Source organism: Thermodesulfobacterium sp. (genome assembly GCF_030445475.1).
In the GTDB taxonomy this organism is placed as follows: Bacteria; Desulfobacterota; Thermodesulfobacteria; order Thermodesulfobacteriales; family Thermodesulfobacteriaceae; genus Thermodesulfobacterium; species Thermodesulfobacterium commune.
The window spans coordinates 21663-41505 of record NZ_JASUTP010000002.1 but is presented as its reverse complement, the minus strand read 5'-3'; the positions used below and the strand labels follow the sequence as shown (position 1 = coordinate 41505).

Annotated in this window: 21 protein-coding genes; 2 read left to right on the top strand and 19 right to left on the bottom strand. The window is 39.1% G+C overall.

What is annotated here, in order from left to right; translation table 11 throughout:
* Nucleotides 1-6: 6 nt before the first annotated feature.
* The 19 genes from PWP26_RS01630 to ppsA all read right to left on the bottom strand — a co-directional run bounded on the left by PWP26_RS01630 (nt 7) and on the right by ppsA (nt 16271).
* Nucleotides 7-1476 (bottom strand): NADH-quinone oxidoreductase subunit M, encoded by a 1470-nt coding sequence (locus PWP26_RS01630; RefSeq protein WP_273010639.1) that lies wholly within the window; start codon nt 1474-1476, stop codon nt 7-9.
* 16 nt (nt 1477-1492) lie between these two features.
* Complete coding sequence (gene nuoL / locus PWP26_RS01625) at nt 1493-3445, bottom strand: NADH-quinone oxidoreductase subunit L (RefSeq protein WP_273019124.1); 1953 nt, start codon at nt 3443-3445, stop codon at nt 1493-1495.
* Nucleotides 3446-3450: 5 nt separating this feature from the next.
* Complete coding sequence (gene nuoK, locus PWP26_RS01620; RefSeq protein WP_038060150.1) at nt 3451-3753, bottom strand: NADH-quinone oxidoreductase subunit NuoK; 303 nt, start codon at nt 3751-3753, stop codon at nt 3451-3453.
* A 7-nt stretch (nt 3754-3760) separates the two neighbouring features.
* The gene (locus PWP26_RS01615; RefSeq protein WP_051754537.1) at nt 3761-4306 is read right to left on the bottom strand and encodes an NADH-quinone oxidoreductase subunit J; all 546 of its coding nucleotides are present in this window, start codon (nt 4304-4306) and stop codon (nt 3761-3763) included.
* Nucleotides 4307-4308: 2 nt separating this feature from the next.
* Nucleotides 4309-4860, bottom strand: a complete 552-nt coding sequence (locus tag PWP26_RS01610) for an NADH-quinone oxidoreductase subunit I (RefSeq protein WP_273010641.1) — start codon at nt 4858-4860, stop codon at nt 4309-4311.
* Between the two features lie 13 nt (nt 4861-4873).
* Nucleotides 4874-5854: an NADH-quinone oxidoreductase subunit NuoH gene (gene nuoH, locus PWP26_RS01605; protein WP_273010642.1), complete on the bottom strand. Its 981-nt coding sequence runs from the start codon at nt 5852-5854 to the stop codon at nt 4874-4876.
* A 9-nt stretch (nt 5855-5863) separates the two neighbouring features.
* Complete coding sequence (locus tag PWP26_RS01600) at nt 5864-7093, bottom strand: NADH-quinone oxidoreductase subunit D (RefSeq protein ID WP_038060149.1); 1230 nt, start codon at nt 7091-7093, stop codon at nt 5864-5866.
* Nucleotides 7094-7096: 3 nt separating this feature from the next.
* Nucleotides 7097-7609, bottom strand: a complete 513-nt coding sequence (locus PWP26_RS01595; protein WP_301398845.1) for an NADH-quinone oxidoreductase subunit C — start codon at nt 7607-7609, stop codon at nt 7097-7099.
* A 3-nt stretch (nt 7610-7612) separates the two neighbouring features.
* Complete coding sequence (locus PWP26_RS01590; protein ID WP_273010643.1) at nt 7613-8128, bottom strand: NADH-quinone oxidoreductase subunit B; 516 nt, start codon at nt 8126-8128, stop codon at nt 7613-7615.
* The gene (locus tag PWP26_RS01585) at nt 8119-8472 is read right to left on the bottom strand and encodes an NADH-quinone oxidoreductase subunit A (protein WP_038060145.1); all 354 of its coding nucleotides are present in this window, start codon (nt 8470-8472) and stop codon (nt 8119-8121) included. Before PWP26_RS01585 ends, PWP26_RS01590 begins: the two co-directional genes overlap by 10 nt.
* A complete protein-coding gene (locus PWP26_RS01580; RefSeq protein ID WP_038060144.1) occupies nt 8473-8901 on the bottom strand; it encodes a 4Fe-4S dicluster domain-containing protein in 429 nt (142 codons plus the stop codon).
* A gap of 119 nt (nt 8902-9020) precedes the next feature.
* On the bottom strand, nt 9021-9722 hold the full coding sequence (locus tag PWP26_RS01575) for a hypothetical protein (RefSeq protein WP_038060143.1): 702 nt from the start codon (nt 9720-9722) through the stop codon (nt 9021-9023).
* The gene (locus PWP26_RS01570; RefSeq protein ID WP_287568123.1) at nt 9723-10172 is read right to left on the bottom strand and encodes a CoA-binding protein; all 450 of its coding nucleotides are present in this window, start codon (nt 10170-10172) and stop codon (nt 9723-9725) included.
* Nucleotides 10173-10202: 30 nt separating this feature from the next.
* Nucleotides 10203-10964, bottom strand: coding sequence for a triose-phosphate isomerase (gene tpiA / locus PWP26_RS01565; RefSeq protein ID WP_038060141.1), 762 nt, complete (start codon nt 10962-10964; stop codon nt 10203-10205).
* Between the two features lie 23 nt (nt 10965-10987).
* Nucleotides 10988-12157, bottom strand: coding sequence for a phosphoglycerate kinase (pgk, locus tag PWP26_RS01560; protein WP_038060140.1), 1170 nt, complete (start codon nt 12155-12157; stop codon nt 10988-10990).
* Between the two features lie 12 nt (nt 12158-12169).
* Nucleotides 12170-12646 (bottom strand): 6,7-dimethyl-8-ribityllumazine synthase, encoded by a 477-nt coding sequence (ribE, locus tag PWP26_RS01555; protein WP_038060139.1) that lies wholly within the window; start codon nt 12644-12646, stop codon nt 12170-12172.
* Between the two features lie 15 nt (nt 12647-12661).
* The gene (locus PWP26_RS01550; RefSeq protein ID WP_200870694.1) at nt 12662-12841 is read right to left on the bottom strand and encodes a septum formation initiator family protein; all 180 of its coding nucleotides are present in this window, start codon (nt 12839-12841) and stop codon (nt 12662-12664) included.
* 152 nt (nt 12842-12993) lie between these two features.
* Nucleotides 12994-13839 carry a hypothetical protein gene (locus PWP26_RS01545; RefSeq protein ID WP_301398844.1) on the bottom strand — a complete coding sequence of 282 codons (846 nt, stop codon included), beginning with the start codon at nt 13837-13839 and terminating at the stop codon, nt 12994-12996.
* The gene (gene ppsA, locus PWP26_RS01540; RefSeq protein ID WP_301398843.1) at nt 13836-16271 is read right to left on the bottom strand and encodes a phosphoenolpyruvate synthase; all 2436 of its coding nucleotides are present in this window, start codon (nt 16269-16271) and stop codon (nt 13836-13838) included. Before ppsA ends, PWP26_RS01545 begins: the two co-directional genes overlap by 4 nt.
* A gap of 112 nt (nt 16272-16383) precedes the next feature.
* Here ppsA and smpB point away from each other — a divergent pair, with 112 nt between their 5' ends.
* Both smpB and PWP26_RS01530 read left to right on the top strand, forming a co-directional pair.
* Nucleotides 16384-16833, top strand: coding sequence for an SsrA-binding protein SmpB (smpB, locus tag PWP26_RS01535; protein ID WP_022855419.1), 450 nt, complete (start codon nt 16384-16386; stop codon nt 16831-16833).
* A gap of 4 nt (nt 16834-16837) precedes the next feature.
* The gene (locus tag PWP26_RS01530) at nt 16838-19840 is read left to right on the top strand and encodes an SMC family ATPase (RefSeq protein ID WP_287568129.1); all 3003 of its coding nucleotides are present in this window, start codon (nt 16838-16840) and stop codon (nt 19838-19840) included.
* The last annotated feature ends 3 nt before the right edge of the window (nt 19841-19843 follow it).

Sequence of the window (19843 nt, the reverse complement as noted above, 5' to 3'; positions counted from 1 at the left end):
AGCCTCCTAAAACCTTAGGTTATTAAGTAAATGCTCGATTGAGGTGGTCATGTAGTCTAAAAAGAGTTTAGGATAAAGCCCTATCAAGAACACCAGAACCAACATAGGCAGCAAGGATAAAAATTCGTTAACCCTTAAAGGTGCTAACCTTTCTATATTAGGATTTACCCTTTCAAAAAATACCCGCTGGTAAAGCCAAAGCATATAACCTGCCCCGATGATAAGACCTAAGGCAGCGAACACAACCAAGAGTTTGTTGGTAAAGAAAGTCCCTAAAAGGATCAGAAACTCCCCGATAAAACCGTTGGTTCCTGGAAGGCCGATCGAGGCTAACGTAAAAATCATAAAAAAGGCAGCATAAACAGGCATGACAGAGGCAAGCCCTCCATAATAGCTTATCGCACGGCTATGAGTACGGTCATAAACAATGCCTACACACATAAACAAAGCACCGGTTACGATTCCATGGTTAATCATCTGTAAGATAGCTCCTTTCATAGCTATAGGATTAAAGGCAAAAATTCCCAGGGTTACAAAACCCATATGACTAACCGAGCTATAGGCAATAAGCCTTTTTAAGTCATCCTGAGCAAGACAGGCCAAACCTCCGTAGATGATAGCTATCACCGAAAGTAAAAGCAACAACGGAGCAAACTCCTGGGCTGCATGAGGAAACATCGGCAAAGCAAACCTAATAAAACCGTAAGCCCCAAGTTTAATCAAAATTCCTGCTAAAATAACTGAACCTGCAGTAGGAGCCTCAGTATGGGCATCAGGTAACCAGGTGTGAACAGGCCACATAGGAATTTTAATCGCAAAAGCCAAAGCAAACCCTAAAAACAACAACTTCTCTACCAAACCACCGTTTACTACTCCCAAAAGCTTAGTATAATCAAACGTGCCAAACTTAATGAAAAGATAAACGATAGCGATTAACATAAAAACCGAACCAAAAAAAGTATAGAGGAAAAACTTAAGGGTAGCATATATCCTTCTGGGACCACCCCAAATACCGATAATAAGATACATCGGAATAAGCATAGCTTCCCAAAAAACATAAAAAAGCAGCAAATCAAGAGCACAAAGGGTGCCTACAATGGCTATGTTAGTAAAAAGTAGGGCTAAATAAAACTCTTTTACTTTATCTTTGATTGAGTTCCAAGAAATGGTTATACAAAGTAAAGTAGTGAGAGTAGTAAGTGGTATAAAAAGAATACTTATCCCGTCTACTCCAAGGAAATAATAGCTGTTTAAAAAGTCTATCCAAACTTTTTTTTCTACAAACTGAAAACCAGGATTCTGAAAATCAAAAGAAAAAAGAAGTAAAAGAGACAAGCCGAAATCTATAATCATCGTTAAAAGGGCTATACATTTAGCTGTATGTGCAGAATTTTTTCCTAAAAAGAAAATCGGTAAAGCTCCTAATAAAGGAAACCATAGTATCAAGGAAAGCAAATTATTCTGTAAAAACTCCATAAACCTTCCTCCGCCTCTATCTTAAACAAAAATACAAAATAAAGTAAATGATAACACCTACCAAAATAAAAGTATTATAATGATTCACCACCCCTGAATGCACTATCCTTAAACCAGAACCTGCAAGGCTTATCAGTTTAGCAGTACCGTTTATAGCCCCTTCTATCAAAATACCGTCTGAAATCTTATTTACTATACATCTTGCTGTCCATAACGTAGAACGCACAAAAAGTACATCATAAAGTTCATCAAAATACCACTTACCATAAAGAAACCGATAGACCAAAGGTAATTTTTGTGATAACCAAAACTGAAGACTAGGTTTTTTAAGATAGACTACCCAGGCTAAAAAGATACCTAAAAAAGCAGCCATTACTGAAAGCACCATCAAAAGATACTCGGTATGGTGTTCTATCGGTAAGGTTTTAGGGTGCCCTAAAACCGGTTCTAAAAAGTTTAAAAACACAGGGTTTCCACCCAAGGAATGAGGCACCCCTAACCAACCAGCAAAAACCGCTCCTACAGCTATTAAAACCAGAGGAATTATCATTACCCTCGGAGACTCATGTGGATGAAAATCCTTTCTGCCGTTATACTCTCCAAAAAACACTCGAAAAACCAACCTGAAGGTATAAAAAGCCGTTAAAAACGCCACCAAAAGCCCTGTAGCCCAAACCAACTTACCCCAGGGATATTGAGAGAAATAGGCCATCGCAAGTATTTCGTCTTTACTAAAAAATCCGGAAAGCCCTGGGAAACCAGCCAAGGCTAATGCACCTATCATAAAGGTAACAAATGTATAGGGCATATACTTTCTTAACCCACCCATCTGCCTTATGTCGTTGGTATGAACCGCATGGATCACACTACCAGCACCGAGAAAAAGCAAAGCTTTAAAGTAGGCATGTGTAAAGAGGTGAAAAATTCCTGCAGCAAAGGCTCCTACCCCACAGGCCATAAACATATATCCCAGTTGAGACATGGTAGAGTAAGCGATGATCCTTTTGATATCAAACCTGGTAGGGGCGATGGTTGCTGCCATGAAACAGGTAAAAGCCCCCACAAAAGCTACCATAGCCATGGCATAAGAAGAAAGCTCAAAAAGACCATGGAGCCTTGCTACCATAAAGACCCCTGCGGTAACCATCGTAGCCGCATGGATAAGTGCTGAAACAGGGGTTGGACCTTCCATCGCATCAGGAAGCCAGGTATGAAGCGGAAACTGTGCACTTTTACCCATAGCCCCGCAAAAAAGTAAAAAGGCTATCAGAAAAGGCACATGGATTTCTAAACCTAAAAAGTCTATATATTTTTCAGACAAAAGAGGAAGCTTAGAGAAGACATCCTGATAGTAAAGCGCTCCTGTAAAATAAAACAGGGCAAACACCCCAAGGGCAAAACCAAAATCACCTACCCTGTTAACGATAAAGGCTTTTTTGGCTGCGTTGGCTGCACTCTTTTTCTCATACCAGAAACCAATCAAAAGATAAGAACAAAGCCCTACTGCCTCCCACCCTAAATAAAGTTGAACCACGTTGTTAGAAAGAACAAGCATCAGCATGCTAAACGTGAAAAGAGAGATGTAAGAAAAAAATCGATAATACCCAGGGTCTCCATACATGTAGCCGATAGAGTAAACATGAATAAGAAAGGATAACGAAAGCACCATCGTGGTCATTACTATAGAAAGAGGGTCAACCAAAAAACCTAATCCTACTTTCAAGTTGGAAGCAGAAATCCAGGTATAAAGGTCAAAATCAAAAATCTTTCCTGAAAGCACCTCAAACAAAACCTTTAAAGAGATCAGAAAACTTATGAAAATAGCTAAAACTGGAATCTGATGGGCCTTTTCCTGTAAATATTTCTTCCCAAAGATAAGGGTAAAAAGGCTACCTAAAAGGGGTATAAATGGAATAAGAAAAACCCAGAGGTTAAAATGGGTAATCAACTCATAAGGATGTTCTGCCATAAAAACTACCCCTTGTAATGGTTTATTTCTTCTGTATAAACGGTTTTAAGTTTTTTGTAGATCAATATAGCTAAGGTCAATCCGATCGCAGCCTCAGCCGCAGCCATCGCTATGATAAAAAACACCATCACATAACCAGTTATGTCTTTTTTAAAATAAGAAAGGGCAGCAAAAAGGATGATGATGGCGTTAAGCATAATCTCTATGGAAACCAAAACTACTATCAAATTTCTTCTCATCAAGAAACCAAAAAGCCCTATCAGAAAAAGGACCGATGATAGGATTAAATATGCCTCAAAAGGTACCATTTTTTTACTAAACCTCCTCCTCTGTAGTTTTAACTTTTCTTACCAAAAAGACCGCCCCTAAAACCGCTACCAGCAATATCACTCCTATAATCTCAAAAGGCAAAAGATAATAGTTAAAAAGATAATGGGCTATCCACCAAAGGTTGTCTTTTTCTAAAGGATTAAAGGGTAGTACTGCTTGCTCAAACTTTTTGGCTCCGTATATCAGGTAAAGATTAACCCCCATAAAACCTAAAAACAGCAAGAAAACCAAACTACAGAGGCAAAAACGTTTAACAAAGATACTGTGTTTTGTCTCTTTTCTCAGGTTTATCAGATAAACCACAAACAAAAACAAAACCAGCACCGCCCCTGCATATACAATCAGCTGTACAGCCATCAAAAACTCAGAGCCAAGGGTTAAAAGCAAAAAAGCCTGATGCACCACCATCACCAAAACCAAAAGTATGGTGTGTACTGGATTTTTCGAGAAAACCGCAAGCACACTTGAAACTACCATCGCAAAAGCCAGATACCCAAAAATAAGGCTGTTAAGATCTATGCCTAATCCCATGTTTAAACCCCTTTAGCCTTTCTTTTTACTATAGAGAAAAATCCCTCTGGGATACCCTTAGGTTTCCAGAATGGATTAAAGTAAGGCCTTTCAGCTTTAGCGATAAACTCATCCCAGTTTTTAAGCAACCTTTCCTGGTCAAAATAAAGGTCCTCTCTTTTTTCTCCTATGTATTGATAAAATTCTGTAAGCACCAGGGCATTTACCGGGCAAACCTCTACACAATACCCACAATACACACATCTTGAAGCATCTATCGCATACTCAGCTAACTGTCTTTTTCTCTTTCCTCCTTCTTCTATCTCTACAGTTTTGATGTAGATGCATCTTGAAGGGCAAACCCTTTCGCACCTATGGCAAGCCACACAGATAGGTCCCTGGGTAAGTTCACTTCTAACCAAAGCATGTCTTCCTCTAAATCCTGGATAAGGTTGAGGGATTACCTTGTCGTAGCATTCTATGGTAACAGGCTTTTCAAACAGTAATTTTTTAAGGGTTAAGGCTAATCCCTTTAAAATTTCTATCAAAAAAAGCTTTTCAAACAAGCTTTTCACCTTCCATTTCCTCCTAAAAAATCAGTTTTATCAAGGCTGTTAAAAACAGGTTTATCAAACCAAGAGGGATAAGCACCTTCCAACCAAGGTCCATAAGTTGGTCATAACGATATCTTGGGAGGGTAGCCCTTATCCAAATGTAAAAGAAAAGTAAGGCATAAACCTTTACCACAAACCAGAAAAAGGGAACATAAGGAACCTCAAAGGGCCCTGCCCAACCACCTAAAAAACAAGTAACTGCAAGGGCACTCATCACAAGCATTCCAAAATATTCTGCCAGATAAAAAAGGGCAACCCTCATTCCTGAGTATTCTACAAAATACCCTGCAACAAGCTCTGTCTCTGCCTCAGGCAAATCAAAGGGAGTGCGATTACACTCAGCTACCGCTGAAACGATAAAAACAAAAAATCCGAGCAACTGAGGGATAAGATAAACCTTAAAAGGTGAGTTTATCTGAGCTCTTACGATGTCTCCGAGGTTAAGGGACCCTGCCATCAAAACCACGCTTAAAAGGGCAAGGCTCATTGCTATCTCATAGCTTATCACCTGAGCACTGGCTCTGAGCCCTCCTAAAAAGGCATACCTTGAGTTAGAAGCCCATCCTGACAGTATAACTCCGTAAGCACTTAAAGAGCTTAAAGCCAGAATAAACAAAAGACCTACGTTTATGTTGCTTATCACAAAATTTTCCCAAAGAGGCACCAACGCTATCCCTGTTCCAGCACAAACCAGAGAAATAAAAGGGGCGATATAAAATACAGGCTTATCTACCTGAGCAGGAATGATGTCTTCCTTGGTAAGCAGTTTTAACATGTCAGCGATGGGTTGTAAAAGCCCTCTTGGTCCTACCCTGTTAGGTCCAAGCCTTTGTTGCATCCTGGCAATGATCTTTCTTTCTGCGTAGGTAAGATAGGCTACGTGTAAAAGGCTTACTATAAGCAGGATCACCGTTCCTGCCAAAAACCAAAACAGATTGGACCAAAGGTCTTCCATATATCCTCCTTACCTGTCAGAATCCCCTAAAACTATGTCAAGGGTCCCTATAATGGCTACCAGATCAGCAATCATATGCCCTTTTGTCATATGAGGAATGGCAGAGATATGTACAAAAGAGGGAGTCCTGATCCTAAGCCTCCAGGGTTTACTTGAACCGTCACTTATCACATAAACCGAAAGTTCACCCTTAGGGGATTCTATGGAAGCAAAGGCCTCCCCTACAGGGACAATCTCTTTTTCTTTTGGTTTAAACATAACTCCAAGCTTAGGATGGGGTTGAGCAGAAACTTCTCTCACCTTTTCTGGCATAAGAAGGTCAGGAGCATTTTCAGTCAACACCGGCTCCCCTTCGGTTTCAGATAGCTTGTCTAAACACTGTTTGATAATCCAGTTAGACTGACGAAGCTCCCTCATCCTTACTTTATAACGATCGTAAGTATCTCCATTTTGTCCTACAGGAACCTCAAACTCTACCTCAGGATAGGCATCATAGGGTCTAAATTTTCTTACATCATAAGGAACACCAGATCCCCTTAAACAAGGACCGGTAAGCCCTAAGTTAAAAGCCTCTTCAGCAGAAACTACCGCTATGTTTTTGGTTCGTTTAAGCCAGATACGGTTGGTATCGATCAAGGTCTCGTAGTCGGTAATCCTTTTAGGAAATTCCTCTACAAACCGATAGAGTTCCTCTATAACCTCAGGCTCAAAATCTCTTCTTACCCCACCTACTCTAACGTAGGTATGGGTGAGCCTTGCCCCACAAATCCTTTCATAAATGTTTAACAACCATTCTCTGTCCCTAAAACAGTAAAGGAAAACAGTCATCGCCCCTATATCAAGGGCATGGGTTGCAAGCCAGAGTAAATGACTACATATCCTTGCCATCTCTGAAACGATCGTTCTTATCAGCTTAGCCCTTCTTGGCACCTCAAGTTTGAAGAGTTTTTCAAAGGCAAGGGCAAAGGCTACGTTGTTTGCCGCAGAAGAAATATAGTCTAACCGGTCACTTAAAACGATGGTCTGGTTGTAGTTAAGGTTTTCTGCAAGTTTTTCTATTCCTCTATGGAGATACCCGATGATAGGGTCGCAGTTAACGATGGTTTCCCCTTCTAATTCAAGGAAAAGGCGTAAAACCCCGTGAGTAGAAGGGTGCTGAGGACCCATGTTTAGATAAAAAGGCTCTTCCCAGCTGTCTTTGCCTTTCTGTTTTTTATTAACCTCTAAAACTAAAGACATCCTTTAGCCTCTCCTCTTATACTTTTCTACCAAAGCCTTGTATGGTTCCCAGTCTTCTTCCTCTGAGAAAAGAGGATAATCCTTTCTTAAAGGATAACCCTTCCAGTCTTCAGGCATAAGCAGCCTTCTTAAGTCAGGATGACCTTTAAAAACTATCCCAAACATATCAAAACACTCTCTCTCAAACCAGTTAGCCGCTTTCCATAGAGAGGTTACAGAATACTGCCAGGGGTCCTCTTCTGGAACCCTAACCTTTAACCTTAAAAGTTTTCTTTCATCTAAATTAAAAAGATGATAAACCACCTCAAACCTTTCCTCAAAGGTTTTAGGTTTATATCCTAAGTAGTCAACCCCACAAAGGTCTATCAGATGGATAAAACCTTTTTCTTGTTTAAGCCAGGTTATGAGGTCTAAAAAACCTTCTCTATTGCAAACCACCACTTCGCCGTCAACTTCCAGAAAACTTTCTTTCACTACCTCTGGAAACTTGACCTTTAACTCTTCATAAAGTCCCATACACTATCTCCAGTAACCCCATCTTTTGGTCTCTTTTTTAATCTTTTCCTGGAGTTGCAACAACGCATAAATCAGGGCTTCAGGACGGGGAGGGCAACCAGGTAGATAGATGTCTACCGGTAAAAACTGGTCTACCCCCTGAGCTACTGAATAGGTTCTAAAAATTCCCCCAGAGCAGGCACAACTTCCCATGGCAATCACATACTTAGGCTCTGGCATCTGGTCATATACCCTTCTTACGATCGGAGCCATCTTTTTGGTTACCGTACCTGCCACTATCAAAAGGTCTGCCTGACGAGGGGTAGCTCTAAAGATTATACCGTACCGGTCAAGGTCATAGTGACTGGCTCCAGTTGCCATCATCTCTATGGCACAGCAGGCAAGCCCAAAGGTAAGAGGCCACAAAGACCCTGCTCTTGCCCAGTTTATCACTTTGTCTATGGTAGTCACCACCACAGGGGCTCCAGGAACCTGTCTTACTCCAGGTGCTATCTCTATGGTAGATTTTTCTACTCCCATTTTAAAGCTCCTTCTCTCCAGGCATAAACATAGGCTACCAACAACAAAAACACAAAAACCGCGATTTCTACAAAACCAAACCAACCAAGGTCTTCAAAAACTACTGCCCATGGATAAAGAAAAACCAGCTCAACATCAAAAACCAAAAAAATCACAGCTATCAAATAAAACTTTACCTTAAGCGGAATCCTTGCATCCCACGAAACATCTATCCCACATTCATAAGGTTTAAACTTAGCAGGGTTAAACCTTCTTAAGGCAAAAAAATTGTTAGCTATCACCAATAAAGCCCCAAGAAGGAAAAGCAAAAAACCAAACAAAAAAATCCCTTGATATCCACTCATTTATTTTTCTTCCTCCTTAGGTTTAGGAGTTTCTTTAACTAGCTCTAAAGCCTGATTAGGACAAGCCTCTACACAATAAGGTAAAAGACCTGCCTTTACCCTTTCTAAACAAAGGTCACACTTGTTAATCCTGCCTGTTTTTTTGTTAAACTTAGGCACACCAAACGGGCAAGCCTCCTCACAGTTTCTGCATCCCACACACAGCTCCGGATAAAGCCTTACCACCTCTCCTTCTCTTTCTATAGCACCTACAGGACACACCGACGCACATTGAGGCCTTTTACACTGAAGACATGAAAAATAGTAAAACTTGCCCTCTATCTCATAAATAGCACAATTGCTCAATCCTTCATGATTTTCTGCACAAGCCTTAACACATTCCCCACAACCAGAACAACGTTCAGGATAATGCTTTATCTTATATTTCATCTATAACCTCTCTTTAACCAGGATAACTTGTTGGCTTTATCATTAAATCTTTAATCTCTGCTACCCCTTTTTAAACCACTTGTTAAATATTTCACATATCTTAAAAAGAACTTTTAACCTTAGACCTTAATTACCAGTATATCTTCATACTCGCTATTTTGCACCAGTCTACACTGTTCATAGAAACACATGAAAAGAAGAGCCAAAAAATAACAAACCACTTTTAACACATCGAGATCTCTGGTTTTTAGGAAATCTTCAAAATAAAAAGAAGGATTTTGTTGTAAAAACTGATAGACCTCATCTATGTAATCTTCTATCGAAACCTGTGGCAGCCTTTCTAAGACTTCTGTTTTAAGGGTTTCCCGTTGAAGCACCCTAAGAAGAGCCTGTAAAAGAAGGTTGAAGGCCTGTTGACTTTCTGGACTGGTTAAAAATTCATCTGAAGGTAGTTGAACCTCTGAACTTTTAGGTAAAAAAACTTTATCTTCGAGAACCCGGTCTAAGGGAATAAGGTTATAGTAGTGAAACTGTCTTTTTATTGAAATCTCTTCCTCAGGATAAGATTCCTCAGAAGGTTGAGGTTCCTCCTGAGGACGTGTGTTTAACAAAAAACAGCTTTTCCAGTAAAGGGCTTCAGAAAGTTTAACTATAAGCTCTAAAAATAAACCAGAAAAAAGCTTGGGAAGAGGGACGGTTGATAGGAGTGCCACAAATTCTGAAAGATTATACTTTAAAACCTCTTGTTTGTTTTTGGTAAAAATTCTTCTAAATTGCTCTAAATCTGTGTATACCTCTACCTCGCGTAAGTTTTCTGTCATCTATTGACCCATCTTTTTGCCTATTAAATGGACTTTTTTAAAACATTTATTCATCACCACTTTTATCCCGTGGGCCTCAGCAAGTTTTTTAGCTTCTTCGTTAATCACCCCCTCTTGCATCCAGATCACCTTAGGTTTTAAAGCCAATGCCTCTTCTACTATCGGTAAAACCATCTCAGGCTTTCTAAAAATAATCACTACTTCAGGATAAAGCTCTTCAGGGAGTTGAGATAAAGAAGGATATACCTTTTTCCCAAGGATTTCTTCCCTTACCGGGTTTATAGGGACTACTTCAAAACCTTCTTTTAGTAGATATTCCATTACCTGATAGCTTGGTCGATCTGGATTATAACTTGCCCCTACTATGGCCAATCTTTTGTATTTCTTAGGTATTTCTAAAATCTCTTGAGAAAGGTCGGTATAATCAGGTAAACTACACTGTTCTGTCATATCTTTTTCTCCCCCTCTGTAAAAGGCTCCTTAAAGGGCTACAGCACAAATTTTTAAGAACTTATCAGGGTCTAAAGAAGCTCCACCTACCAACACCCCATCTATGTTAGGTTGTTTGATAAGGCTTTCTATGTTTTCAGGGGTTACACTTCCTCCATAAAGGATTCTTATGGTTTCTGCCTTCTCTTTTCCATAAAGACCTGAAAGAAAATCTCTGATAAAACCATGGACTTCTTCAGCCTGTTCAGGGGTTGCGGTAATTCCTGTTCCTATAGCCCAAACTGGTTCATAAGCTATCACCAGATCCCTTCCACCCACCTCTTTAATCCCGTTTAAACCTGCCTCTAATTGTGATTTTATTACCTCTAAGGTTTTATTCTGCTGTCTTTCTTCGAGGGTTTCTCCAACACAAAGAATAGGGGTCAGCCCAAAACGAAAAACGCCTTCTGCTCTTTTTCCTACCAGTTCATTGGTTTCTCCGAAAATATGTCTTCTTTCTGAATGGCCTACTATCACATACTCAACCCCTAATTCCTTAAGCATCAAAGGAGAAACCTCTCCAGTAAATGCCCCTTTTTCCTCCCAACAAGCATTTTGCGCACCTAACTTTATCGGTGAGCCCTCGGTGAGTTTTCTTGAGTAAGCTAATGCTGTAAAAGGTGGAGCTATCATTATTTCTTTGGCTGAAAGGTCTATTGTTTCTAAGTCTTTAAGAAACTTCTCAAAATAGGCCTTTACTTCAGACAAAGTTTTGTGCATCTTCCAGTTTCCAGCTAAAAGAACCTTTTTCATAAATCTAACCCCTTTTTTCAACGTTACTTCGTTAAAGCTAAAATTCCTGGCAGGTCTTTTCCTTCTAAATACTCTAAAAAGGCCCCACCTGCGGTAGAAACATAGGAAAATCCTGTTTCTACGCAGGCATATTTTATGGCAGAAAGGGTATCTCCTCCCCCTGCTATGGTGGTACAGGTAAGAGAGGCAATCTTTCTGGCTATCTCGACAGTTCCATAGTCAAAAGGTGGCTTTTCGAAATACCCTAAAGGTCCGTTCCAGACCACAGTTTTAGCTCCATCAAGGCTTCTGCAGAAAAGTTTTACCGTCTCCTTTCCTATGTCAAACACCTTATCTTCTTTAACGATTTCCCTTAAGCCCTTAGCTAAAACCTGTCCGTTGTTTTCAACCACTACATCTACCGGTAAATAAATTTTAACCTCCTTTTCCTTAGCTTCTTTAAGAATTTCCTTTGCCACCTCTATGTATTCTTCTTCTACAAAAGAATCTCCTACAGAATACCCTTTGGCTGCAAGAAAGGTGTTGGCCATCGCCCCACCGATGATAAGCTTGTCAAGCTTGTTAAGTAAGCTCTTTAAAACCCCTATTTTGGTGGAAACCTTACTTCCTCCTACTACCGCATAAAAAGGCCTTTCAGGCTTTCCTACAATCTTGGAAAGATATTTCAGTTCCTTTTCCATCTGAAAACCAATCCCCTTTTCTTTAACCAAAAGAGGAACACCTACCACAGAGGCATGCGCCCTGTGGGAGACAGAAAAAGCATCGTTGATGTAGATGTCTGCAAACTTGGCTAAAGCCTTGGCAAAATCAGGGTCGTTTTTGGTTTCTCCCTCGTAAAATCTTATGTTTTCTAAAAGCAAAATCTCCCCTTCTTTCAGGTTTTCGAGTTCTTTTTCTGCCTCAGGACTCAAAAAATCCTCTAAAAACTTGACCTCTCTGTCTTTAAAAACCGTTTTCAAATATTCATAAACAGGCCTTAAAGAAAATTCAGGCACTCTTTTTCCCTTAGGTCTTCCTAAATGAGAACAAAGGATAACCTTACCATAGGAATGCAACACATGGGTAATGGTAGAAAGGCTTTCTACTATACGAGTATCGTCTAAAATTTTGCCGTTTTCTAAAGGGACGTTAAAATCAACCCTTATAAAAACCTTTTTACCTTTAAGGTCAAAATCCCTTAAGGTTTTAAGCATGGCTCCTTCCCCTTAAACCTGGTTTATCTTTTTTAAAAGGTTTATCATCTCAAGGGCACTTAGAGCAGCCTCAGCCCCTTTATTACCGGCTTTGGTGCCAGCTCTTTCTATCGCCTGCTCTATCGTGTCTGTAGTAAGGATACCAAAGATAATAGGGATTTCCGTTTCTAACATCACCTGAGCTACCCCTTTTGAAGCTTCAGCGGCTACGTATTCAAAATGAGGGGTAGCTCCTCTTATGATAGCCCCTAAACAAATGACTGCGTCAAACTTCTGGGTCTTTGCAAGCTTTTTAGCCACAAGAGGAATTTCAAAAGCCCCTGGCACCCAGGCTACATAGATATTTTCCTCTTTTACCTTGTGTCTTTTTAGCACATCTAATGCACCTTCTAAAAGTTTTTGGGTAATAAACACGTTAAAACGGCTGATCACTATACCTACTTTGACGTCTTCTCCCTCAAAAAACCCCTCTAAAACTTTATAGTTCATAAAAAGCCCCCTTGATTAAGGTTTTTTTTCTTCCTTTGCCTGAGGAGAAGAATAGATGATGATTTTTTCTCCTTCTTTTATGTATCCATATTTAGTCCGTAAGATCTCTTCATAAGGCTCATCAGAAGAGGTTAACCTTTTAATTTCACCTTCATAATATACATTTTCTCTTCTGACTCGTTCCACCTCTTCCATCTCCTTTTTGATTAAAAAATTTAGCGTTAAAAAAACAGCACATGTAAGGCCTAAAAAAATCAAGAGTAAGGTAAAAAAAACCTTTTTAAACCTGCTCTTTTTTTTCTTAGCATAAGGTTTGATATAAATTTGAGGACCTTTCTTCCTCATGGCTAAAACCATTGCCAGGGTGATGGCTGTGGTTGGGTCTGCGGTTGCATCAAGGATTGAGGTTGAGGTTGAATTTGAGGTTGAGGTTTGGAAAAAGCCGGATTAACGGTATACGCCTCTTTCTGAGGAGTTTTTAAAGACGTCTGAGGGTTTACCTCTAAAGGTTGATGAGAAACCACCACCCCAGGAGGAGGGGGAGGGGGAGGGGGAGGGATGGGAATGCTTATTTTAAACTCACTTTCTTTAGCAAAAAGGTTAGACATCCAGTCTGACAACTTTTCAAATGGGTTTAACTTACTAAAAAAAGATTTCTTTTCTTTTATTATCTGAACGTTATACTCTTTTGTCTCGGATAGATTCTTAGGTAAAGGAGTAATTCCTCCCGCAGGAGTACTAACCTGAGACTGAGAAGGTCCAGAAAAAGAAGTAAAGGTTTGAGGCTGAGGACTACCCTCAACCAAAATCCTTTTTATCTCTTCCAAGTAAACGGCTATCTTAGAAAAAAGTTGATCTCTTGCTACCTTTTCTTCTTTAGTCCAAACCTCTTTAGGGGTCGGACTTACGCTATCAAGCTTTAGTTTTAATGCTACCTGTTCTTTCTCCACCTTTATCTCTGAGGAAAGGAGATAGTCTAATCCAGATAACGTTCGTCCATCTTCTAACGACACGGTTTTTACCTTAGAAGGCACCCACAGCCTGTGATAAATATGGTTTTGTAAAGCTTCTCTTAAATAACCGTATTCTGCAGGTGCCTCAAGTTTTAAGGGTAATATACCTACTTTTAGTTCTGCCCAGGCAAAACTACAAAAAACAAAAAACCAAAAAAAGATAAGCCTTAAAATTTTCACTTTTTCTTTTTTAACTCCTTTTCTTTCTCAGCAACCAAAAGCCTGGTTTTAATTACAGTATCTGGGGAAAGGCTCATAGAATCGATCCCACATTCTACCAAAAACGCAGCAAAATCAGGAAAATCACTGGGTGCCTGTCCACAGATTCCGACCTTTCTTCCGAACTTATGGGCAGTTTCAATAAGTTGTTTTATCAAAATTTTGATGGCTGGGTTTCTTTCGTCATAGATGTGAGAGACCAGCTCTGAGTCTCTGTCTAATCCCAAGGTAAGCTGAGTCAGGTCGTTAGACCCTATCGAAAAACCGTCAAAAATCTTGGCAAATTCTTCTGCCAAGATAACGTTGCTTGGTATTTCAGCCATCACATATATCTCTAACCCGTTTTCTCCCTGTTTAAGCCCATATTTTTCCATCACCTTAATAACCCTTTCCCCTTCTTCTACCGTCCTGCAGAAGGGCACCATAACTTTGATGTTGGTAAGCCCCATTTCGTCTCTGGCCTTCTTGATAGCCTTGCACTCTAAAGCAAAGGCAGGTTCAAACTTAGGGTCATAATACCTTGAAGCCCCTCTCCAACCTAACATCGGGTTATGCTCTACTGGCTCATAGAGATATCCTCCCACCAGGTTAGCATATTCATTGGTCTTAAAATCTGAAAGTCTCACGATAACATCCTTAGGATAAAAGGCAGCACCTATCATCGCAATACCTTGAGCCAGTTTATCTACATAAAAATCAGCCTTATTGGCATAGTTATAAGCTCTTTCTTCGATCACAGCTACTACCTTTTCGATTTCCTTATCCTTTTTAGCCTCTTCTTTCAACTTTTCATAGTTAAGCAACGCCAGAGGATGGATCCCTATATGAGACCCGATGATAAACTCTATACGAGCAAGACCTACTCCATCGTTTGGTATCTGTGCCTGAGCAAAGGCTTGTTCAGGGATACCTACATTCATCATGATTTTGGTCCTGGTTTCAGGGAGTTTCTCAAGGTCTATCCTTTCAACTTCATAGTCTACCAACCCTTCTAAAACTCTTCCTATCTCGCCTTGAGAGCAATCAACGGTAATTTTATCTCCGGTGTTGATAAGTTTGATAGCATTTTCTGTACCTACGATACAGGGTATTCCCAATTCTCGAGAAACTATGGCTGCATGGCAGGTTCTTCCGCCTCTATCGGTAATGATGGCAGAGGCTTTTTTCATGATAGGTTCCCAATCAGGGTCTGTCATCTCAGTTACCAAAATCTCCCCTGGTTTAAAATTTGCAATTTCGTTTAAGCTAAGGATAACTCGAGCTTTCCCCTGCCCTATCTTACTTCCTACAGCCTTACCGGTGCAGATAACCCTACCTTCTCCTTTAAGTTTATAGACTTCATAATATTTATACTCCTTGATGGCGTGTACCGTTTCAGGTCTTGCCTGAACGATAAAAATCTCTCCTGTGCCGATAGTTTTTCCATCTCCGTCTTTAGCCCACTCTATATCCATAGGCCGTTCATAGTGTTCTTCGATGATCATCGCCCATTTGGCAAGTTTTAAAATTTCTTCATCAGAAAGCACAAAGCTTAATCTTTCGTCTTTGGTGGTTTTAACTGTCTTAACCGGATGTTTTGGGTCCTCTCCATAAACCATCTTAAGGTGTTTCGAACCTAACTTTTTAGAAAGGATAGGACGAAACCCCTGTTTAAGGGTAGGCTTAAAAACATAATATTCATCAGGGGTGACCTTACCCTGAACCAAGGCTTCTCCTAATCCCCAGGTGCCTGTGATGTAGACCACATCTCTAAAACCGGTTTCTGTATCTAAGGTAAACATAACTCCTGAACAAGCGGCATCACTTCTTACCATCTTTTGTATGGCTACTGAGATATAAACAGAAAAATGATCAAACCCTTTATCCTCTCTGTAGGAAATGGCTCTGTCGGTAAAAAGAGAGGCAAAACACTTTTGGACATATTTTACGACGTTATCTACCCCTCTGATGTTAAGAAAGGTCTCTTGCTGTCCGGCAAAAGAGGCATCTGGTAAATCTTCGGCAGTCGCAGAAGACCTGACAGCCACATCGGTATTCTTGCCATATCTTTTCTCAAGCTCAGCATAGGACTCTCTTATAGCAGCCTCAAGTTTCTCTGGCATTTTAGCCTTAAGAAGAAGGGTCCTGATCTTCTTACCTCTTTTTTGTAGATCTAACACGTCATGAGTATCAAGCCCTTTTAAAATTTCTTTTATCTTATCGTCTAAATGGTTTTCTTTTATAAAATATCGATATGCCTCTGCGGTTACTGCAAAACCATAAGGCACTTTAATCCCTTTTTCTGTAAGTTTTGAATACATCTCTCCCAAAGAAGCATTTTTACCACCAACCAAAGAAATGTCATCTTTGGAAATCTGATCAAACCATAGAATTAAAGGTTTCTGAGCACTCATGACAAACCCCCGTTAATTGATCTTTAACAACCTTTACTAACCCTTTACAAGGATATTAGCAAAATTATTTATCTTGTCAAGGCAAACTATTTGTGTTAATTTAGTAAAACATATGAAGGTAGTGTGCACCAACAAAAAAGCCTATCATCTATACAACATTGAAGAAACCTATGAAGCTGGGATCCAGCTTTATGGATGTGAAGTAAAATCATTAAGATTAGGTAGGGCTAACCTTAACGACAGTTTTGCCAGGGTTGTCAACGGAGAGGTCTTCCTCTATAACATGCACATAAGCCCCTATCCTCACAGCAGAGAAGCTCAAAACCTTGACCCTACCCGCACAAGAAAACTTTTACTTAAAAAATCCGAAATCAAAAGGTTGGCAGGAAAGGTACAGGAAAGAGGTTATACCCTTATTCCTACCAAAGTCTATTTCAACGAAAGAGGGTTGGCTAAGGTGGAACTCGCCTTGGCTAAAGGGAAAAAAGTCTACGACCGCAGAGAAGACATCAAAAAAAGGGATCTTGAACGAGAACTTTCAAGAAAATATAAAATAAAATAAAAGAATGCGTCCTTTATTTCTTTCTATCAAAGGGTTTGGTCCTTATTTAGACGTTAAAATCAGCGAACAGGATTTTAAAAAGTTAAACGACAGCAGGTTGTTTCTGATCTCAGGAGAGATAGGTGCAGGGAAAACCACACTTTTCGATGCCATCGTTTATGCTCTTTACGGAACCACTACCATAGAAAAGCGAGACCCAAAGGCCCTTGTTTCTCACCTTGTCCAACACCAGGCTAACCTCCTGCCAGAAATAGAGTTTAAGTTTTTCTTAGACGGAAAAGAATACAGAATCATAAGAAGGCTTCCTTTCAAAGAAAAAGGTAAAAAATTAAGTCTATGGATAGAAGGCAAATTTTTTTCTGACAAAGAAAAAGAGGTCAACAGTAAAATACAGTCTTTGATAGGGCTTAATGCCGAGCAGTTTAAAAAGGTCTTTCTTATTCCTCAAGGAGAGTATCGTAAAATACTTCTTGCAGAAAAAAAGGAAAGAGAAGAGCTTTTTAAGATCATCTTTGACACCTTTTTGTTTGCCGAGTTAGAAGAGTTTTTTAAACTTAGTCTAAAAGAACTCCAAAACCAGATCAAGTCAAACTTAGACCGGGAAAACCAGATCAAAAAACTGGCTAACATTAACGAATTAAAAGAACTGGAAGATCAAATAAAAGAAACCAAAAAAAATCTTTCAACCTTAGAGGCAGAGGTTAAAAACCTTACTAAGGAAAGAGAAACTCTAAGTCAGGAAATATCAACCAAACAAACCCTCTTGTCTGACCTAAAAACCTTTCGTGAGGTTTTACAAGGGTTAGAGAATCTCTTTGCCTTAGAAAATGAGATAAAACAAAAAGAAAACAGGTTAGAACTTTTAAACACTGTTAAAGATTATTTGCCTTTTTATGAAGACTTTAAAAAATTTAAACAGGAAATATGGAAAGTAAGGTTTAAAATCAAAGATCTTTCTGCCAAAAAAATAAAACTATCTGCAGTTTTAAACACCCTTTCCCAAAATCTCTCCCAAGTTTTATCTCAAATTCCAGAAATAGAAGACCTGAAGTTAAAAGTAAAGGAGTTGAAACAGTTAGAAGAAAAGCTTAAAGAAAAAACAGCGTTAGAAATATCAGTCGATCAACTTTCTAAGGAGGTTCAGTCTAAAGACGAAGAAATTTTTTCAATCCGGGAAGAAATTAAAAAACTTAAACAACTCCTTGAGGAAAACTCAGAAAAATTAAACCTTTTATTAAAAATTCAAAGCTGGCTTAACGAAGAAAAACAAATTAGACAGCTCTTAGAAAAGTTTACTAAACTAAACCATTTCTTAAGTAAAAAACCTGAATTAGAAAACAAAGTAGCTAATCTTTCTACTGAAATAGAGAAGTTAGAAAAGCAAAAACAGGAGTTTGAGGTTAAAAACCTTGCTTTAACGGTTGCTAAAGCTTTAGAAGAAGGAAAACCTTGCCCTGTCTGTGGGTCAACCTCTCATCCCTCTCCCATCACCGATAAAAACTTTACTGAAGAATTAAACAATCTAGAAAAAATTTTAACAGAGAAAAAAAGGGATTTTGAACACTACAAAACTCAGTTTCAAACCTTGGAGATAAGGATTGACACATTACAAACTGAGCTCTCCCCTTATCAGGAAGAAGAATTAAAAGAAAAATTAGCCCAAATAGAAGCACAAAAAAGTGCTTATCCAGAGCTTGTTTCCCAGTATCAAAAGAATCCTATGATCATTAAAATCCTTGAAGGTAAAATCAAAGAACAAAAAAATATCCTTTCTAAAAAAGAAACAGAAGAAAAAGACCTCTCTTTAGCCTTAGAAAACCAAAGAAAGAAGCTTTTGCTATCAAAAGGACGCCTGGAAGAATTAACAAATAGTTTAAAAGCTCTCCTTACAGAAGAGATAAGTTTAGAAGCTTTAAAAAGAAAAATCGTTACCGAAGAAAAAAAGATTACTGAGTTTGAAACCCAAAAAACCGACTTAGAAAAACAGATAAACAGCCTTACCAACCAAAAAACCGCGATAGAACAGGACTTAAAAAACCAAAAAGAATTTTTGCAGCATCTTTTAACAAACTATAAAGCTAAGGTTTTTAAACTGTTACCCCTAAAAAGACAAAAAATTATAAACCGGTGGGACGAGTTTGAGGAACTAAAACCTGAGATAGGTAAAATCCAAACCTTAGAAGCTGAAATAAAAGATTTTTATCAGAAAAAAGAAAGGCTTACAGCAGAAAAGGAAAAATTAACCCAAAAGCTTGAAAGTTTAGGCCTAAAAAACTTAGAGGAAATAGAAGCCCAACTTGAGGTAATCAGTCAGAATTTAGAAGCATTGACCCAAAAAAAAGAAAGGTTAGAACTTACCTTTAAACGCCTAAATCAGGAAATAGGGATAGCCTATCAAAAGTTAGAGCAACTTGAGGGTTATCTCAAAGAATACCAAGAGTTAGGGAAAGAAAGAGAAAGATTAGAAAAAAGATTTGGTTTTTTAAGTAAACTCTGTGATCTCATTTCAGGGAAAAACCCTAAAGGGATCTCTTTTCATTCCTTTGTAGTTTCTATGTTTGCAAGGGCTATTTTTCAAAGGGCTAACGAATATCTGAAGGAGTTTTCCTTTGGAAGGTATACCTTTGTAGAGGACATGTTTTTGCAAAAAAACGTCTCAATCGAGGTGTTTGACGTTTATACAGGAACCAAGAGGGAGGTTAAGACCCTTTCAGGAGGTGAGTCTTTTATAGCTACCCTTGCCCTTGCCCTTGGAACTTCAGACGTTATCACCTATCTTTTTAAAACCAAGCCTTTTGAGTCTCTGTTTATAGACGAAGGGTTTGGTAGCTTGGATGAAAAAACCTTAGAAAAAGTGATAACCATCCTGCTTGGTCTGTCTGAAAAAAGTGGAAGGATTATCGGGGTTATCTCCCATCTTGAATACATGAAAGAGGTTTTTCCCGTGATCTTAGAGGTGGTAAAAGACAGTAGCCTTGGAAGTAAAATCAGGTTGATAAAGAAATAACTT

Bases quoted from the DNA above. Each gene is read 5' to 3' on its own strand.
- nuoH (WP_273010642.1), bottom strand. From the start codon at position 5,854: ATGGAAGACCTTTGGTCCAATCTGTTTTGGTTTTTGGCAGGAACGGTG.
- PWP26_RS01580 (WP_038060144.1), bottom strand. From the start codon at position 8,901: ATGAAATATAAGATAAAGCATTATCCTGAACGTTGTTCTGGTTGTGGG.
- ppsA (WP_301398843.1), bottom strand. From the start codon at position 16,271: ATGAGTGCTCAGAAACCTTTAATTCTATGGTTTGATCAGATTTCCAAA.
- nuoK (WP_038060150.1), bottom strand. From the start codon at position 3,753: ATGGTACCTTTTGAGGCATATTTAATCCTATCATCGGTCCTTTTTCTG.
- PWP26_RS01585 (WP_038060145.1), bottom strand. From the start codon at position 8,472: ATGAGTGGATATCAAGGGATTTTTTTGTTTGGTTTTTTGCTTTTCCTT.
- smpB (WP_022855419.1), top strand. From the start codon at position 16,384: ATGAAGGTAGTGTGCACCAACAAAAAAGCCTATCATCTATACAACATT.
- PWP26_RS01550 (WP_200870694.1), bottom strand. From the start codon at position 12,841: ATGGAAGAGGTGGAACGAGTCAGAAGAGAAAATGTATATTATGAAGGT.
- PWP26_RS01615 (WP_051754537.1), bottom strand. From the start codon at position 4,306: ATGGGATTAGGCATAGATCTTAACAGCCTTATTTTTGGGTATCTGGCT.
- PWP26_RS01590 (WP_273010643.1), bottom strand. From the start codon at position 8,128: ATGGGAGTAGAAAAATCTACCATAGAGATAGCACCTGGAGTAAGACAG.
- PWP26_RS01595 (WP_301398845.1), bottom strand. From the start codon at position 7,609: ATGGGACTTTATGAAGAGTTAAAGGTCAAGTTTCCAGAGGTAGTGAAA.
- PWP26_RS01530 (WP_287568129.1), top strand. From the start codon at position 16,838: ATGCGTCCTTTATTTCTTTCTATCAAAGGGTTTGGTCCTTATTTAGAC.
- PWP26_RS01600 (WP_038060149.1), bottom strand. From the start codon at position 7,093: ATGTCTTTAGTTTTAGAGGTTAATAAAAAACAGAAAGGCAAAGACAGC.
- tpiA (WP_038060141.1), bottom strand. From the start codon at position 10,964: ATGAAAAAGGTTCTTTTAGCTGGAAACTGGAAGATGCACAAAACTTTG.
- nuoL (WP_273019124.1), bottom strand. From the start codon at position 3,445: ATGGCAGAACATCCTTATGAGTTGATTACCCATTTTAACCTCTGGGTT.
- PWP26_RS01630 (WP_273010639.1), bottom strand. From the start codon at position 1,476: ATGGAGTTTTTACAGAATAATTTGCTTTCCTTGATACTATGGTTTCCT.
- PWP26_RS01570 (WP_287568123.1), bottom strand. From the start codon at position 10,172: ATGACAGAACAGTGTAGTTTACCTGATTATACCGACCTTTCTCAAGAG.
- ribE (WP_038060139.1), bottom strand. From the start codon at position 12,646: ATGAACTATAAAGTTTTAGAGGGGTTTTTTGAGGGAGAAGACGTCAAA.
- pgk (WP_038060140.1), bottom strand. From the start codon at position 12,157: ATGCTTAAAACCTTAAGGGATTTTGACCTTAAAGGTAAAAAGGTTTTT.
- PWP26_RS01575 (WP_038060143.1), bottom strand. From the start codon at position 9,722: ATGACAGAAAACTTACGCGAGGTAGAGGTATACACAGATTTAGAGCAA.